The sequence below is a fragment of the Streptomyces sp. NPDC030893 genome, assembly GCF_055571535.1.
Genome location: NZ_JBVIFC010000008.1, coordinates 231,946 through 248,277, shown reverse-complemented (window position 1 = coordinate 248,277; position 16,332 = coordinate 231,946). Strand labels below are relative to the sequence as shown.

At 72.7% G+C, this 16,332-nt stretch carries 11 protein-coding genes; 5 read left to right on the top strand and 6 right to left on the bottom strand.

All coding sequences use genetic code 11. The features are described from left to right. Positions 1-15 precede the first annotated feature (15 nt). Together ACZ434_RS18060 and lgt are read left to right on the top strand one after the other, a co-directional pair. Positions 16-795, top strand: coding sequence for a thioredoxin domain-containing protein (locus ACZ434_RS18060; RefSeq protein ID WP_468456830.1), 780 nt, complete (start codon positions 16-18; stop codon positions 793-795). A 96-nt stretch (positions 796-891) separates the two neighbouring features. Further along, positions 892-1,869 carry a prolipoprotein diacylglyceryl transferase gene (gene lgt / locus ACZ434_RS18055; protein ID WP_468456828.1) on the top strand — a complete coding sequence of 326 codons (978 nt, stop codon included), beginning with the start codon at positions 892-894 and terminating at the stop codon, positions 1,867-1,869. A gap of 110 nt (positions 1,870-1,979) precedes the next feature. Here the strand turns inward: lgt and ACZ434_RS18050 are convergent, their stop codons facing one another. Genes ACZ434_RS18050 through ACZ434_RS18025 form a run of 6 tightly spaced genes read right to left on the bottom strand, consistent with a single transcriptional unit; the run spans position 1,980 to position 8,828 of the window. Continuing rightward, a complete protein-coding gene (locus tag ACZ434_RS18050) occupies positions 1,980-2,810 on the bottom strand; it encodes an HpcH/HpaI aldolase/citrate lyase family protein (RefSeq protein WP_468456826.1) in 831 nt (276 codons plus the stop codon). Continuing rightward, on the bottom strand, positions 2,807-4,003 hold the full coding sequence (locus ACZ434_RS18045; protein WP_468456824.1) for a CaiB/BaiF CoA transferase family protein: 1,197 nt from the start codon (positions 4,001-4,003) through the stop codon (positions 2,807-2,809). The genes ACZ434_RS18050 and ACZ434_RS18045 overlap by 4 nt, the downstream gene beginning before the upstream one ends. Beyond that, a complete protein-coding gene (locus ACZ434_RS18040) occupies positions 4,000-5,367 on the bottom strand; it encodes an ADP-ribosylglycohydrolase family protein (RefSeq protein ID WP_468456822.1) in 1,368 nt (455 codons plus the stop codon). The genes ACZ434_RS18045 and ACZ434_RS18040 overlap by 4 nt, the downstream gene beginning before the upstream one ends. Then, a complete protein-coding gene (locus tag ACZ434_RS18035; protein WP_468456820.1) occupies positions 5,355-6,539 on the bottom strand; it encodes an ADP-ribosylglycohydrolase family protein in 1,185 nt (394 codons plus the stop codon). Before ACZ434_RS18035 ends, ACZ434_RS18040 begins: the two co-directional genes overlap by 13 nt. Before the next feature lie 7 nt (positions 6,540-6,546). Continuing rightward, positions 6,547-7,827: an ADP-ribosylglycohydrolase family protein gene (locus ACZ434_RS18030; RefSeq protein WP_468456818.1), complete on the bottom strand. Its 1,281-nt coding sequence runs from the start codon at positions 7,825-7,827 to the stop codon at positions 6,547-6,549. Next, positions 7,824-8,828 carry an ADP-ribosylglycohydrolase family protein gene (locus tag ACZ434_RS18025; protein ID WP_468456816.1) on the bottom strand — a complete coding sequence of 335 codons (1,005 nt, stop codon included), beginning with the start codon at positions 8,826-8,828 and terminating at the stop codon, positions 7,824-7,826. The genes ACZ434_RS18030 and ACZ434_RS18025 overlap by 4 nt, the downstream gene beginning before the upstream one ends. 263 nt (positions 8,829-9,091) lie before the next feature. Between ACZ434_RS18025 and ACZ434_RS18020 the strand changes: the two genes are divergently transcribed. From ACZ434_RS18020 to ACZ434_RS18010, 3 genes are all read left to right on the top strand, one after another. Next, positions 9,092-9,823 (top strand): VIT1/CCC1 transporter family protein, encoded by a 732-nt coding sequence (locus tag ACZ434_RS18020; RefSeq protein ID WP_468456814.1) that lies wholly within the window; start codon positions 9,092-9,094, stop codon positions 9,821-9,823. A 428-nt stretch (positions 9,824-10,251) separates the two neighbouring features. Next, on the top strand, positions 10,252-14,790 hold the full coding sequence (gltB, locus tag ACZ434_RS18015; RefSeq protein WP_468456921.1) for a glutamate synthase large subunit: 4,539 nt from the start codon (positions 10,252-10,254) through the stop codon (positions 14,788-14,790). Then, on the top strand, positions 14,783-16,246 hold the full coding sequence (locus ACZ434_RS18010) for a glutamate synthase subunit beta (protein ID WP_468456812.1): 1,464 nt from the start codon (positions 14,783-14,785) through the stop codon (positions 16,244-16,246). The genes gltB and ACZ434_RS18010 overlap by 8 nt, the downstream gene beginning before the upstream one ends. Positions 16,247-16,332: the final 86 nt, after the last annotated feature.

Sequence of the window (16,332 nt, the reverse complement as noted above, 5' to 3'; positions counted from 1 at the left end):
TTCGTTCTGCGGGGTGTGAGCGAGAAGAACCGTGAGGGAAAGCGCACCGCCCGGGAGCGGCTGGCGGTCGAGCGCGAGAAGCAGAAGTCGGCGGAGAAGCGACGCCGCGCCCTGATCGTGGGCGCGAGCGTGGTCTGTGTCCTGGGGCTCGCGGCGGTGATCGGCGTCGTCGCGGCCAACTCCGGGGGCGACGACAGCGAGAGCGAGGCGGCGGGCCCGGTCGTGGCGCCCTCGGGCGCCCTCGGCAAGGACGGCACCGTCATCCCGGTCGGCAAGCCGAGCGCCAAGGCGACGCTCACGGTGTGGGAGGACTTCCGCTGCCCGGCCTGCAAGTCCTTCGAGCAGGTCTACAGCCCCACCATCCACGAGCTGACCGACGCCGGCCAGCTGAAGGTGGAGTACCACCTGGTCACACTGATCGACGGCGCCATGGGCGGCACCGGCTCCCGCGACTCGGCCAACGCCGCCGCCTGCGCCCAGGACGCCGGGAAGTTCACCGAGTACCACGACGTGCTGTTCGCGAACCAGCCGATGGAGAGCGACGACGCCTTCGCCGACAAGGACAAGCTGATCGAGCTGGCCGAGAAGGTGGAGGGCCTCGACACCCCCGCCTTCCGCGCCTGCGTCGAGGAGGGCACGCACAACAGCTGGGTCGCCAAGTCCAACGAGGCGTTCCAGAAGGGCAACTTCAGCGGCACACCGACCGTGCTGCTCGACGGCAGGAACATCTACCAGGACAGCTCGCTGACCCCCGAGAAGCTGAAGCAGATGGTGCAGGAGACCAACAAGGAGTAGCGCGGGTTTCCCGGGGAACTCCGGAGTTCCCGTTATGGAGCCGTTGCCGGGCCGCCCGCCGCGTGGCCGGTCCGGCACGGTAGCGTCGACCCTGCCATGGAACTTGCCTACATTCCCAGCCCGTCGAGCGGGGTGCTGTACCTCGGCCCCGTTCCGCTGCGCGGCTATGCGTTCTGCATCATCATCGGTGTCTTCGTCGCCGTCTGGCTCGGCAACAAGCGCTGGGTCGCCCGGGGCGGGCGGGCCGGCACGGTGGCCGACATCGCTGTCTGGGCGGTGCCCTTCGGCCTGATCGGCGGCCGGCTCTACCACGTGATCACGGACTACCAGCTGTACTTCAGCGAGGGCCGTGACTGGGTGGACGCCTTCAAGATCTGGGAGGGCGGCCTCGGCATCTGGGGCGCGATCGCCTTCGGTGCGCTGGGCGCGTGGATCGGCTGCCGCCGGCGGGGCATCGCGCTGCCCGCCTACGCCGACGCCGTCGCGCCGGGCATCGCCCTCGCGCAGGCGATCGGGCGCTGGGGCAACTGGTTCAACCAGGAGCTGTACGGGCGGGCGACCGACCTGCCGTGGGCGGTGGAGATCACCTCCTCCTCCGACGGGCGGGTCCCGGGCACGTACCACCCGACGTTCCTGTACGAGTCGCTGTGGTGCGTCGGTGTCGCGGTGCTCGTGATCTGGGCCGACCGTCGCTTCAAGCTCGGGCACGGGCGGGCGTTCGCGCTGTATGTCGCCGCGTACTGCGCGGGGCGGTTCTGGATCGAGTACATGCGGGTCGACGAGGCGCACGAGATTCTGGGGCTGCGGCTGAACAACTGGACCGCGATTCTGGTGTTCCTGCTGGCGGTGGTGTACATCGTGCTGTCCGCGCGGGCGCGGCCTGGGCGGGAGGACGTTGTGGAGCCGGGTGCTTCTGCCTCCGGCGGTGGGGCTGATGGTGAGGAGAAGGGGGAGGACGCTTCTTCTCCTGCGGAGGGCGGTTCGGCTGATTCCCTTGATTCCGCCGGCGCGGACGAGGGGGCTGGTGAGTCCGAGGACTCCAAGGATGGGGCCGGGTCGGCGAAGAAGAGCTGACCGGTTGGTGTACTGCGCCGAGGGCGTCCGGGGTTTCCCTGGGCGCCCTCGGTGTGTCTGGGCCGGGGGATGTTCGCGCAGCCCGGCGCCCGCGGGGTGTGGAGGTGGGGTCAGGGTTTGTGGGGGAGGGTTAGGGTGCGGTGGGCTGTGGTGATGATGGCCGGGTCGATGAAGGTGCCGTCGGGGAGGGCCTGGGCGCCCTGGGTGGTGGCCGCGGCCTTGATGATCCTTTCCGCTTGCTCGATCTCCTCCTCCGTCGGGAGGTAGGCCCGTTCGATGACCGGGAGCTGGCGGGGGTGGATGGCGGCCCGGCCCAGGAAACCCAGGGCGCGGCCCCGGAGGCACGAGGCCAGCAGGCCGTCCAGGTCGCGGGTGTCCGGGTGGACGGACTGGGCGGGCGGTGCCAGGCCCGCCGCCCGTGCGGCGACGACCACCCGGGAACGGGACCAGTCGAGGCCCGCGTCGTCCCGTACGCCCAGGTCGGCCCGTAGATCCGCCTCCCCGAGGGCGATACCGCGCAGGGACGGGTGGGCGGTGGCCACCGCGTGGGCCCGTTCGATGCCGAGGGCCGTCTCCAGGAGGGCGTACAGGGGCGGTGCGCCGCCGTGGGCCGACACGGTACGCCGGGCGACGCGTACGACGTCGGACGGGGACGACACCTTGGGGAGGCGCAGGCCGGACAGGCCGGGGGCGTGCGCGATCGCCGCGAGGTCGGCGCGGGCCCAGGGGCCGGACAGGGCGTTGACGCGGACGTGGACCGGGACCGGCTGGCGCTCGCACAGCAGCTCGGCGGTGGCGGAGCGGGCGTAGGCCTTGCGGTCGGGGGCGACCGCGTCCTCCAGGTCGATCACCACCACGTCGGCCCCCGAGGTGAGCGCCTTCGCCACCACGGCGGGACGGTCGCCGGGCGCGTACAGCCAGGTCAGCGGGGTGCCCGTCACAGGGCGCCCTCCGCGCGGAGCTCGGCGACGTCGGCCGGGGTGAGGCCCAGCTCGGCGAGGACCTCCTCGGTGTCCGCGCCGTGCGGCCGGCCCGCCCAGCGGATCGCGCCCGGGGTGGCGGAGAGCCGGAAGAGGACGTTCTGCATGCGCAGCGGGCCCAGCTCGGGGTCGTCGACCGTGGTGATGGTGTCCAGGGCCTGGTACTGCGGGTCCGTCATGACGTCCCGTACGTCCTGGACGGGGGCGACGGCCGCCTCCGCCTTCTCGAAGGCCGCCAGGACGTCGGTGCGGGTGTGCCGGGCGATCCAGCCGCCGACCGCCTCGTCGAGGACGTCCGCGTGCCGGGCCCGCTCCTCGCCGGTGGCGAACCACGGCTCGTCGATCAGATCGGGCCGGCCCACCAGCACCATCACCCGCTCGGCGATCGACTGGGCCGAGGTGGAGACGGCGACCCAGGTGCCGTCGGCGGTGCGGTAGGTGCCGCGCGGGGCGTTGTTCTGGGAGCGGTTGCCGGTGCGCGGCTGCACGTGGCCGAGCTGGTCGTACCAGGTGGGCTGCGGGCCGAGCGCGGTCAGGATCGGCTCGATCAGCGCCATGTCGACGACCTGCCCCTCTCCCGTGCGGTCGCGGGCGGCGAGCGCGGTCATCACCGCGTACGCCGTGGTCAGGCCCGCGATGGAGTCCGCCAGACCGAACGGGGGCAGGGTCGGCGGCGCGTCCGGTTCGCCGGTGATCGCGGCGAAGCCGCTCATCGCCTCGGCGAGGGTGCCGAAGCCCGGGCGGTGCGCGTACGGGCCGAACTGGCCGAAGCCGGTGACCCGGGCCAGGACCAGCCGGGGATTGACGGCGGACAGCTCGGGCCAGCCCAGCTCCCACTTCTCCAGGGTGCCGGGGCGGAAGTTCTCGATGACGACGTCGGCGGTGCCGGCCAGCCGCAGCAGGGTGGCCCGGCCGCCGGGGGTGGACAGGTCGAGGGTGAGGGTGCGCTTGTTGCGGCCGAGCATCTTCCACCACAGGCCGATGCCGTCCTTCGACGGGCCGTGGCCGCGGCAGGGGTCCGGTTTCCTCGGGTGCTCGACCTTGACGACGTCCGCGCCGAAGTCGCCGAGCAGGGTCGCGGCGAGCGGTCCGGCGAAGAGGGTGGCGACGTCCAGGACGCGCAGGCCGGTCAGTGGGGGGTCGGTGGGCGTCATGGGCGGGAGGCCTCCAGATGGGTCAGCCGGGCCAGGGTGTCGAAGCCGGAGCCGTTGAAGTCGCCGACGGAGGTGGCCAGGCGGTTCTTCAGCGGGGCCGTCCAGCGCTCGGGAAGGGCGCCGGGTGCGCCGGCGAGCAGGCCGGCGATGCTGCCGGCGGTCGCGCCGCACGAGTCGGTGTCCCAGCCGCCGGACACCACACGGCAGACGGAGCCGCTGAAGTCACCGTCGGCGTGGGTGAGGGCGGCGGCGATCAGGGCGGTGTTGGGGACGGCGTGCACCCAGTGGTAGGTGGCGGCGTGGGTGGCGTGCAGCGCGTCGACGACCGTGTCGAAGTCGGTGTGCTCACGGGCGAGTCCGATGGCGTGCCGGACGGCTCGGGCGAGGCGGGAGCGGGGCGGGACGACGGTGAGGCCGGTGCGCAGGCAGGTGTGGACGTCGTCGGTGCCGGTGGCGGCGGTGGCGATGGCGGCCGCCGTGAACATCGCGGCGTAGACGCCGTTGGCGGTGTGGGTGAGCGTCGCGTCCCGGTGCGCCTGTCCGGCGGCGCCGGCCGGGTCGCCGGGGTTGGTCCAGCCGTGCACGTCCGCGCGGATCAGGGCGCCGATCCACTCACGGAAGGGATTGTGGTGGCGGGCGGTCAGCGGCGGCTCCAGACCGCTGAGGAGGTTGCGGTAGGCGACGCGTTCGGCGGTGAAGGTGCGGCCGGCGGGGAGTTCGTCCAGCCAGACGCGGGCCACGTCGGTGGTGGTGAAGGCGCGGCCGTGACGCTGGAGGAGGAGCAGGGCGAGGAGGGGGTGGTCGAGGTCGTCGTCCTCGGGCATGCCGTCGATGTTCTCGGCGAGGGAGGTGGCCGCGGAGCGGCGGTTCCAGGGGTGGCGGGCGAGGAGGTCCTCGGGGACGCCGCGGGCGGTGAAGTACGTGGTCAGGGGCCAGTTGCCGGTTGCCTGGGCGAGTTGGCGGATGGCGGTGAGGGGGAGTTTCTCCACCGGTTTGCCGAGGAGGCAGCCGACCGCCCGGCCGAGCCAGGCGGCTTCCAGGCGGGCGGGTGTGGGGAGCGGCGCGTGGCCGGCCGGGGCGGGCGGCCAGTCGGGGCACAGGGCTCTGATCCTGGTCAGGTCCGTCGGCTCGTCGTCGGCCGAGGTGCTCGGAAGGTCGGCGAGTTCGTCGAGGAGGTCGGTGGCCAGGAGGCGGAGGTAGGGGGAGGCGGGGGTGGGGGAGGCGCCTGCGGCGAGGGGGGCCTCCGGGCCGCCCGCAGCTCGCCAGCGGGCGGCGACGGCCGAGGCTTCGCGGCCGTCCTGGGCGGCCTGCCGCAGTTCGTGGCCGATGAGGTCCTCCGGCTGGACCCAGGTCAGTCGGAGCAACCCGGGCCTCCCAGCTGCGCGAACGCCTGCTCGTGGGCGCGGCGGCGGTCCACGTCGCGCGCGAAGATCTCACGGGTCACCCCGGTCAGGGTGACCGCCGGTTCCCACAGGTCGAGGCGGCTGGCCTCCCCCACCGTCTTGGCCCAGTCGTCGGGGACGGGCGAGCCGAGGGCGCCGGTCACGGCGCCGGCCATCGTGGCGATGGAGTCGCAGTCGCGGCCGTAGTTCACCGCCCCCAGCACCGCGTGCCGGAAGTCGCCTCCCGCCACCACCACCATGCCCAGCGCGACCGGGAGTTCCTCGACGGCGTGCAGCCGGGACGGGCGGCGGGCGGCCAGGGAGGGGGAGCGGTAGTCGGGGCCCACGGTGTCGTACGGGGCCACCGCCTCCCGCAGCGGACGCAGCGCCGACTCGAAGTCCGTGTGCCGTGCGGCCACTTCGCAGACCTTCTCGATCGCCTCCCGTGTGCCGTCCTTGGCCAGCGCCAGGCACGCGGCGACCACCGAGTCCGCCGTCGCCCCCGGCGCGCACGCCGCCGCCACGGCCGCCGCGAGGACACCGGCCGCCTCCCTGCCGTACGACGACTGATGGGCGCCCGCCACATCCAGCGCCTCGGCGTAGGCGCCCGCCGGGTGGGCCGCGTTGACCAGTCCCACCGGCGCCATGTACATCGCGGCCCCGCAGTTGACGATGTTGCCGGCACCCGCCTCGCGCGGGTCGACGTGGCCGTAGTGCAGCCGGGCCACGAGCCACTTCTCGGCGAGGAAGATCCGGTGCAGCGGGATCGTCTCCGCCTCCAGCTCCGGGATCCAGCGCGGGTTGGTCATCAGGTCCGGGACCAGGTGGCCGGCGACGGCGTAGGCGTCCAGGTGGTCGCGGACCGCCGCGTACACCCGTACCAGTGCGTGGGTCATCAGGGTGTCGTCGGTGACGTGCCCGTCGCCCTTGTGGTACGGCGCGACGGGTCGGGCGGTGCGCCACGCGTCGCCGTTCCAGGGGCCGACCACGCCGTGGACGCGGCCGCCGTGGCGCTCGGCGATCTGCTCGGGGGAGTAGCCCTCGACCGGCCCGCCGAGGGCGTCGCCGACGGCCGCTCCGACGAGGGCACCGGTGATCCGCTCGTCCAGGGGCGGCCCACCGGGTTGGGTGATATGCGCTGCTTCGCTCGTCATGCCGGAATCATGCCCCCGGTGGGGTGGGATGCGCGGCTTCCAGGAGCCCGGCGAGTTCCACCAGGTCCGTTCCGGTGAGCCGGGGGAGGACGCAGCCGGAGAGGGTGCGGCAGCTGTCCCGCCACGACGCCGGGATCGCCGCGCCGCCGCCCAGCGCGCCGGTGAGGGCGCCGACGAGGGCCGGGGCGGAGTCCGCGACCCGGGACAGACAGGCCGCCGCGGGGACCGCCTCCGCGATCCTGCCGCGGGCGGCGGTGGTCAGGGCCAGGGCGACGGGGACGGTCTCGGCGGCGGCGATGCCGTAGCTGTAGACGTGGTCGACGATCTGGTGCTCCAGCGGCGGTACGAGGGCGAAGGCGCTGTCGGCGTCCGCCGCGAGCTTCAGGGCGTACCGGGCGTTGCGGCCGATCTCCGTGTCTTCGGGCAGCTCGGCGCAGGCCGCGGCCACGCACGTGTGCGGGTCCGCGCCGGTCAGCGCGAGTGCGACGGCGGCGGCCATGGCGCGTGCGCCGTGCACGCCGTCGCCGTCCTGGGTGTAGCGGGCGTCGAACTCGGCGAGGTCGGCGGCGGCGCGCGGGTCGCCCGGGTGGGCGACGGCCAGGACACAGGCGCGTACGCAGGCCGCGTCGTCGAAGTAGTGGGGGTTGTCGTGGCCGGTGGCGGGCGGGCGCAGTCCGGTGGCGAGGTTGCCGAGGCCGGCCCGGACGGAGATGCGGGCGCGCAGGGGGAGTACGGCGGATTCCGTCTCGGGCGCGCGGTTCGCCGCGGCGGCGATCTCGGCGGCGACGGTGTTCCAGGTGAGGTCGATGGCCGCGCGGGTGCGGCGTGCGCGGCTGAGGTCGCCGAAGGCGGTGTCGTCTCCGGCGCGGAGCAGGGCCTCGGCGGCGAAGGCCGCCCACTCGGCGTCGTCGGAGGGGCCGAGGCGGAGGGGTTCGGAGGGCTGGTTGAGGGCGATGGGGACGGGGAGGGTGGTGGTGGCGTTCTGTTCGGCGAAGGTGTCGAGCTCGCGCGTGAGGCGGCGGGTCCACTCCGGCATGCGCGCTGCGCGGTGGCGGGCGGCGGGCCAGCCGGCGGCGTCGCCCGCGGCCAGGCCGAGCAGGAGGGCTTGTACCCGGGCCGCCCGCGGCGGGTGGGTGGGCGATTCGGCCTCGGCTTCGCCTTCGGCCCGGGTGTTCCCACCCGCACCATCCGTGCGGGTTTCGTCGTCGGGTGCGGGTGGCCCCTGGGGGGTGTCCTCGCCGTCTGCGGGTGCGGGTGGGGCTTGGGGGAGGGTGGTTTCCGTGGTCATGAGGGGGTCTCCGAGGTCAGGAGGTCCGCGATGTGGAGGACGTGGTGGCCCGCCATGGCCGGCAGGCAGGTGCCCCGGGCCGGGGTGATGGCCGCCGCCCAGGCGGCGGGAACGGCGTCGACGCCCCGTGTCGCGCCGGCCAGCGCCCCCGCCACCGCCGCCGTCGTGTCGGCGTCGCGGCCCATGTTGACGGCCGTCAGCACCGCCTGCTCGAAGTCCCCGTCGGCCGCCGCGTACGCGCCGAAGGCCAGGGCGACCGCCTCGGGGGCCAGGTCGGTCCACGGGTAGCCGCCGATCACCACGGCCGCGCGGACCGCGCGTTCGCCGAGGTGGGCCGCGGTCACGGCGCGGCGCAGTGAGCGGGCGGTCCAGGAGTCCTCCGGTACGACAGCCAGCGCCGAGGCCACCACCGCGACCACCGGCGCCCCGGCCATCGCCGCCGCGACACCCGCCGCGACCGCCTGGCCGCCGTAGATGCCCTCGCCGTCGTGGCTGACCGAGCCGTCGACGGCCGCCAGCCGGGCCGCCTCGTCGGGACGGCCCGCCGCGAACACCCCGTGCGGCGCCGCCCGCATCGCCAGCCCGTCGCTCCAGGCGTGCCGGTGCTGGGCGGAGATGGGTGCCGCCAGCCCCCGGCGCAGGTTCTCCAGCGTGCCGCGCTCGCTGAAGCCGGCCCCGCGGAAGGGGCCCTCCGCGCGGTCCGCGATCCACTCGTGCCAGGCCGCCTCGACATGCGCCGGGGTGAGGCCGGAGCCGTGGCGGGCCAGCAGCAGACCGGAGAAGATCGCGTACTCGGTGTCGTCCGTGCCCGCCGGGCGGTCGGTCACGTAGCCCGTGATGCGGCCCCACTTCGCGCGGATCTCGGAGGGCTTCATGTTCTCGGCCGGCGCGCCCAGCGCGTCGCCGACGGCCAGGCCGAGCAGCGCGCCGCGCGCCCGTTCGCGGCGGCCGAGGGCGCCCGCGGGCGCCGGGGCCGAGGGGATGCGGGCGGTCGATGCCATACGCGGCTCTCCTCTCAGGCGGCGCCCCGAGAGGAGGCGCGGAGCCCTTTGCGGAACTGTCCCCGGTGTGGTGTCCCGCGCAGCCTCACACGCCTCAGCGTCACCCGGTCGACGTTTGTGCGTCGATCCACACAAACGAGCAGCAGGCGCAAAACCGCAGGTTAGCCCAGCCTTTCCTTGCTGGCGGGTGGGAAGAAGGGGGCGTAGATTGGGTGTTGTCGAAGAATAGAACTTGTCCAAGTGAAACTCTGGGGGACACAGACATGGCCATCATCGAGACCGAGGCGACGCTGCACGTGGCACACCGCGACAACCACACCCACCGGGATGTGAACGGCGGCTGGCTGCGCCCCGCGGTGTTCGGCGCGATGGACGGACTGGTCTCCAACCTCGCCCTGATGACCGGTGTCGCCGGCGGCGCCGTCAGCCAGCAGACCGTCGTCCTCACCGGCCTCGCCGGACTGGCCGCCGGCGCCTTCTCCATGGCGGCCGGCGAGTACACCTCCGTCGCCTCCCAGCGCGAGCTGGTCGAGGCCGAGCTGGACGTCGAGCGCCGTGAACTGCGCAAGCACCCGCAGGACGAGGAGGCCGAACTCGCCGCCCTCTACCAGGCCCGCGGTGTCGAGCCCCGGCTGGCCCGCGAGGTCGCCCGGCAGCTGTCCCGGGACCCCGAGCAGGCCCTGGAGATCCACGCCCGCGAGGAACTCGGCATCGACCCCGGCGACCTGCCCTCGCCCACCGTGGCCGCCGTGTCCAGCTTCGGCTCCTTCGCGCTGGGCGCCCTGCTGCCCGTACTGCCGTATCTGCTCGGTGCGAGCAGCCTGTGGCCGGCCGTGCTGCTGGCGCTGCTCGGCCTCTTCCTGTGCGGCGCGGTGGTGGCCAAGGTGACGGCGCGCAGCTGGTGGTACAGCGGTCTGCGGCAGCTCGCGCTCGGCGGCGCGGCGGCCGGTGTGACGTACGCCCTGGGCGCGCTGTTCGGAACGGCCCTAGGATGATGCCCCTCGCTTATGCGGGAGGCCGCATAAGTAGTTGTTACTTGCTGGTTTCGGCGGCATGACCGCTGGGCATGAGCCGTAAGCGCTGTGGGCAAAGAGGCCGGCGGCGTCCTCGCGGGACCGGGCGAAGGCGCCCTTTCCCGCCATCGGCCGACGGACATCGATCTGTCCCCACCGGCCTCCATGGCTTCCACCGCCAGGCGCGGAACCCCGCCGCGACTCGTCTGGTGTCCGCATGCTGGAACGGAAAATCCCGGTTCCCGAGAACCGCTCCATCATGTAACCTGCACCAAATTTTGCATCCCACGCAGAGGGCCAACGTCGTCCCTCGGCACTGCACATGCCACATGACGACGACGGGAGAGCCGATGCGTACGCCGCGCCAGCCGTCCCAGCATTCCGAGAACGACCGCCCGACCTGGTCGTTCATGGATGCTCGCCCTGCCGCGCAGGGTATGTACGACCCCCGCGACGAGCACGACGCCTGCGGCGTCGGTTTCGTCGCCACCCTCACCGGCGAGGCGTCCCACACCCTGGTCGAGCAGGCGCTCACCGTTCTGCGCAACCTCGAGCACCGTGGCGCCACCGGCTCCGAGCCGGACTCCGGCGACGGGGCGGGGATCCTCTCCCAGGTGCCGGACGCCTTCTTCCGCGAGGTGGCCGGATTCGCACTGCCCGAGGCCGGTGGCTACGCCGTCGGTATCGCCTTCCTGCCGGAGGACGCCACCGGCGCCGCCGTCGCCCGGATCGAGGAGATCGCGGCCGCCGAGGGCCTCACCGTCCTCGGCTGGCGCGAGGTGCCGGTCGCGCCCGAACTGCTCGGCGCCACCGCCCGCGCCACGATGCCGGTGTTCCGGCAGATCTTCGTCACCGCCGGCGAGAGCCGCGGCATCGAGCTGGACCGCAAGGCGTTCGTGCTGCGCAAGCGCGCCGAACGCGAGGCGGGCGTCTACTTCCCGTCCCTGTCGGCCCGCACCATCGTCTACAAGGGCATGCTGACCACCGGTCAGCTCGAGCCCTTCTTCCCGGACCTGTCCGACCGCCGCTTCGGCTCCGCGATCGCGCTGGTGCACTCCCGGTTCTCCACGAACACCTTCCCCTCCTGGCCGCTCGCGCACCCGTACCGCTTCGTCGCGCACAACGGTGAGATCAACACCGTCAAGGGCAACCGCAACTGGATGCGCGCCCGCGAGTCCCAGCTGGCCACCGAGCTGTTCGGAACCGGCACGGACCTCGAGCGGATCTACCCGATCTGCACCCCCGACGCCTCCGACTCGGCGTCCTTCGACGAGGTCCTCGAACTCCTGCACCTGGGCGGCCGCTCCCTGCCGCACTCCGTGCTGATGATGATCCCGGAGGCGTGGGAGAACCACGACTCCATGGACCCCGCGCGGCGCGCCTTCTACCAGTACCACTCCACGATGATGGAGCCCTGGGACGGCCCCGCCTGCGTCACCTTCACCGACGGCACCCAGGTCGGCGCCGTGCTCGACCGCAACGGCCTGCGCCCCGGCCGCTACTGGGTCACCGACGACGGCCTGGTCGTCCTCGGCTCCGAGGTCGGCGTGCTCGACATCGACCCGGCGAAGGTCGTCCGCAAGGGACGCCTCCAGCCCGGCCGCATGTTCCTCGTCGACACCGCCGAGCACCGCATCATCGAGGACGACGAGATCAAGGCCGCCCTCGCCGCCGAGCACCCCTACGCGGAGTGGCTGGAGGCCGGCGAGATCGAGCTGTCCGACCTGCCCGAGCGCGAGCACATCGTGCACACCCACGCCTCGGTCACCCGCCGCCAGCAGACCTTCGGCTACACCGAGGAGGAGCTGCGCGTCCTGATCGCGCCGATGGCCAAGGCCGGCGCCGAGCCGATCGGCTCGATGGGCACCGACTCGCCGATCGCCGCGCTGAGCGAGCGCCCGCGGCTGCTCTTCGACTACTTCACCCAGCTCTTCGCCCAGGTCACCAACCCGCCGCTGGACGCGATCCGCGAGGAACTGGTCACCTCCCTGCACTCCTCGCTGGGCCCGCAGGGCAACCTGCTGGAGCCGACCGCCGCCGCCTGCCGCAGCGTCACCCTGCCGTTCCCGGTGATCGACAACGACGAGCTGGCCAAGCTCATCCACATCAACGCCGACGGCGACATGCCCGGCTTCAAGGCCGCGACCCTCTCCGGCCTCTACCGGGTCTCCGGCGGCGGCGACGCCCTCGCCGACCGCATCGAGGCGATCTGCGCCGAGGCCGACGCCGCCATCGACAACGGCGCCCGCCTGATCGTCCTGTCCGACCGGCACTCCGACGCCGAGCACGCGCCGATCCCGTCGCTGCTGCTCACCGCGGCCGTCCACCACCACCTCATCCGCACCAAGCAGCGCACCCACGTGGGCCTGCTGGTCGAGGCCGGTGACGTCCGCGAGGTCCACCACGTCGCCCTGCTCATCGGCTACGGCGCCGCCGCCGTCAACCCCTACCTGGCGATGGAGTCCGTCGAGGACCTGGTCCGCGCGGGCACCTTCCTGCCCGGCATCGAACCCGAGCAGGCCATCCGCAACCTGATCCGCGCTCTCGGCAAGGGCGTCCTGAAGGTCATGTCCAAGATGGGCATCTCCACGGTCGCCTCCTACCGCGGCGCCCAGGTCTTCGAGGCCGTCGGCCTCGCGGAGGGCTTCGTCGAGAAGTACTTCAACGGCACCGCCACCAAGATCGGCGGCGTCGGCATCGACGTCGTCGCCCAGGAGGTCGCCGCCCGCCACGCCAAGGCCTACCCCGCCTCCGGCATCGCTCCCGCGCACCGCGCGCTGGACATCGGCGGCGAGTACCAGTGGCGCCGCGAGGGCGAGCCGCACCTGTTCGACCCGGAGACCGTCTTCCGCCTCCAGCACTCCACGCGTTCCGGCCGCTACGAGATCTTCAAGAAGTACACCGAGCGGGTGAACGAGCAGTCCGAGCGGCTGATGACGCTCCGCGGACTCTTCGGCTTCGCCTCCGGCCGGGCACCGGTCCCGATCGACGAGGTCGAGCCGGTCGGCGAGATCGTCAAGCGGTTCTCCACCGGCGCCATGTCGTACGGCTCCATCTCCCAGGAGGCGCACGAGACCCTCGCCATCGCCATGAACCAGCTGGGCGGCAAGTCCAACACCGGAGAGGGCGGCGAGGACCCCGAGCGGCTGTACGACCCGGCCCGCCGCTCCGCCATCAAGCAGGTCGCCTCCGGCCGCTTCGGCGTGACCTCCGAGTACCTGGTCAACGCCGACGACATCCAGATCAAGATGGCCCAGGGCGCCAAGCCCGGCGAGGGCGGCCAGCTCCCCGGTCACAAGGTCTACCCGTGGGTGGCGAAGACCCGGCACTCGACGCCGGGCGTCGGCCTGATCTCCCCGCCGCCGCACCACGACATCTACTCCATCGAGGACCTCGCCCAGCTCATCCACGACCTGAAGAACGCCAACCCGACGGCGCGCATTCACGTCAAGCTGGTCTCCGAGGTCGGCGTCGGCACCGTCGCCGCGGGTGTCTCCAAGGCCCACGCGGACGTCGTCCTGATCTCCGGTCACGACGGCGGCACGGGCGCCTCCCCGCTGACGTCGCTGAAGCACGCGGGCGGCCCCTGGGAGCTCGGGCTCGCCGAGACCCAGCAGACCCTGCTGCTCAACGGCCTGCGCGACCGGATCGTCGTGCAGACCGACGGCCAGCTCAAGACCGGCCGTGACGTCGTGATCGCCGCGCTGCTCGGCGCCGAGGAGTTCGGCTTCGCCACCGCCCCGCTGGTCGTCTCCGGCTGCGTCATGATGCGCGTCTGCCACCTGGACACCTGCCCGGTCGGCATCGCCACCCAGAACCCGGTGCTGCGCGACCGCTACTCCGGCAAGGCCGAGTACGTCGTGAACTTCTTCCGGTTCATCGCCGAAGAGGTCCGCGAGCTCCTCGCCGAGCTGGGCTTCCGCTCCATCGAGGAGGCCGTCGGCCACGCCGAGGTCCTCGACGTGACCCGCGCGGTGAACCACTGGAAGGCGCAGGGCCTGGAACTGGAGCCGCTGTTCCACGTCCCCGACCTGCCCGAGGGCGCCGTCCGCCACCAGGCCGTCACCCAGGACCACGGCCTGGAGAAGGCCCTCGACAACCAGCTGATCAAGCTCGCCGCCGACGCGCTGTCCGCGGCCGGCGCCGAGGACGCCCAGCCGGTGCGCGCCCGGATCGCCATCCGCAACATCAACCGCACGGTCGGCACCATGCTCGGCCACGAGGTGACGAAGAAGTTCGGCGGCGCGGGCCTGCCCGACGACACCATCGACATCACCTTCACCGGCTCCGCGGGCCAGTCCTTCGGCGCCTTCGTCCCGCGCGGCGTCACGCTGCGCCTGGAGGGCGACGCCAACGACTACGTCGGCAAGGGCCTGTCCGGCGGCCGCATCGTGGTCCGCCCGGACCGCGCGGCCGACCACCTCGCCGAGTACTCCACCATCGCGGGCAACACGATCGCGTACGGCGCGACCGGCGGCGAGCTGTTCCTGCGCGGCCGGACCGGCGAGCGGTTCTGCGTCCGCAACTCCGGCGCACTGGTCGTCTCCGAGGGCGTGGGCGACCACGGCTGCGAGTACATGACCGGCGGTCACGCCGTCGTCCTCGGCGAGACGGGGCGCAACTTCGCGGCCGGCATGTCCGGCGGCGTCGCCTACGTCGTCGACCTGGACCGGGACAACGTCAACGCCGGCAACCTGGACGCCGTGGAGACGCTGGACGAGGCCGACGAGCGGTGGCTGCACGAGGTCGTCCGCCGCCACCGGGAGGAGACGGGCTCCACCGTCGCCGAGAAGCTGCTCGCCGAGTGGGAGACCGCCGTGCGCCGCTTCAGCAAGATCATCCCCAGTACGTACAAGGCAGTGCTCGCCGCCAAGGACGCCGCCGAGCGAGCCGGTCTGTCCCAGACCGAGATCACCGAGAAGATGATGGAGGCGGCGGTCAATGGCTGATCCGAAGGGCTTTCTGAACCACGGCCGCGAGGTCGCCACGTCCCGTCCGGTCGGGGAACGCACCAAGGACTGGAACGAGGTCTACGTCCCCGGCTCCCTGCTGCCGATCATCAGCAAGCAGGCGAGCCGCTGCATGGACTGCGGCATCCCGTTCTGCCACAACGGCTGCCCGCTCGGGAACCTCATCCCCGAGTGGAACGACTACGCCTACCGCGAGGACTGGGGCGCCGCCTCCGAGCGGCTGCACGCCACCAACAACTTCCCGGAGTTCACCGGGCGTCTGTGCCCCGCTCCGTGCGAGTCGGCGTGTGTGCTGGGCATCAACCAGCCGCCGGTCACCATCAAGAACGTCGAGGTCTCGATCATCGACAAGGCGTGGGAGACCGGGGACGTTGCCCCGCAGGTCCCCGAGCGCCTCTCCGGCAAGACCGTCGCGGTCGTCGGCTCCGGACCCGCGGGCCTGGCCGCCGCCCAGCAGCTGACCCGGGCCGGCCACACGGTCGCCGTCTACGAGCGCGCCGACCGCATCGGCGGCCTGCTCCGCTACGGCATCCCCGAGTTCAAGATGGAGAAGCGGCACATCAACCGCCGTATCGAGCAGATGCGCGCGGAGGGCACCAAGTTCCGCACCGGCATCGAGATCGGCCGCGACATGCCGGCCACCGCGCTGCGCAAGCGGTACGACGCCGTGGTCCTCGCCGTCGGCGCCACGACCGCGCGCGACCTGCCCGTGCCGGGGCGCGAGCTCAAGGGCATCCACCAGGCCATGGAGTACCTGCCGCTGGCCAACAAGGTGCAGGAGGGCGACTACGTCACCCCGCCGATCTCCGCCGAGGGCAAGCACGTCGTCGTCATCGGCGGCGGCGACACCGGCGCCGACTGCGTGGGCACCGCCCACCGCCAGGGCGCCGCGTCCGTCACCCAGCTGGAGATCATGCCCCGCCCGGACGACGAGCGGAACCCGGTCTCCCAGCCCTGGCCGACCTTCCCCATGCTCTACAAGGTCACCAGCGCCCACGAGGAGGGCGGTGAGCGGGTCTACTCCGTCTCCACCACCCACTTCGAGGGCGACGAGGACGGCAACGTCCAGTGGCTGCACCTGAGCGAGGTCGAGTTCGTCGACGGCAGGCTCACCCCCAAGCCGGGCACCGAGCGGAGGATCCCCGCCCAGCTGGTCACCCTCGCCATGGGCTTCACCGGCACCGACCGGGACAACGGTCTGGTCGACCAGTTCGGCCTGGAGCTCGACGAGCGGGGTAACATCGCCCGCGACGCCGATTTCCAGACCAATGTGCCCGGGGTGTTCGTCGCCGGTGACGCCGGCCGCGGCCAGTCGCTCATCGTGTGGGCGATCGCCGAGGGCCGCTCCGCCGCCCGCGGCTGCGACCGCTTCCTCACGGGGGCGAGCGAACTGCCGGCCCCGATCCGCCCGACGGACCGCGCGCTGATGGTCTGACGGCCCGCGAAAGACGTTACGTACAACGGCGTACGGAACACCGACGGCGCCTGCCCGCCCGTCCCCGACCGGACAACTGGGCAGGC

Bases quoted from the DNA above. Each gene is read 5' to 3' on its own strand.
- lgt (WP_468456828.1), top strand. From the start codon at position 892: ATGGAACTTGCCTACATTCCCAGCCCGTCGAGCGGGGTGCTGTACCTC.
- ACZ434_RS18045 (WP_468456824.1), bottom strand. From the start codon at position 4,003: ATGACGCCCACCGACCCCCCACTGACCGGCCTGCGCGTCCTGGACGTC.
- ACZ434_RS18035 (WP_468456820.1), bottom strand. From the start codon at position 6,539: ATGACGAGCGAAGCAGCGCATATCACCCAACCCGGTGGGCCGCCCCTG.
- ACZ434_RS18030 (WP_468456818.1), bottom strand. From the start codon at position 7,827: ATGACCACGGAAACCACCCTCCCCCAAGCCCCACCCGCACCCGCAGAC.
- ACZ434_RS18025 (WP_468456816.1), bottom strand. From the start codon at position 8,828: ATGGCATCGACCGCCCGCATCCCCTCGGCCCCGGCGCCCGCGGGCGCC.
- ACZ434_RS18020 (WP_468456814.1), top strand. From the start codon at position 9,092: ATGGCCATCATCGAGACCGAGGCGACGCTGCACGTGGCACACCGCGAC.
- gltB (WP_468456921.1), top strand. From the start codon at position 10,252: ATGGATGCTCGCCCTGCCGCGCAGGGTATGTACGACCCCCGCGACGAG.
- ACZ434_RS18010 (WP_468456812.1), top strand. From the start codon at position 14,783: ATGGCTGATCCGAAGGGCTTTCTGAACCACGGCCGCGAGGTCGCCACG.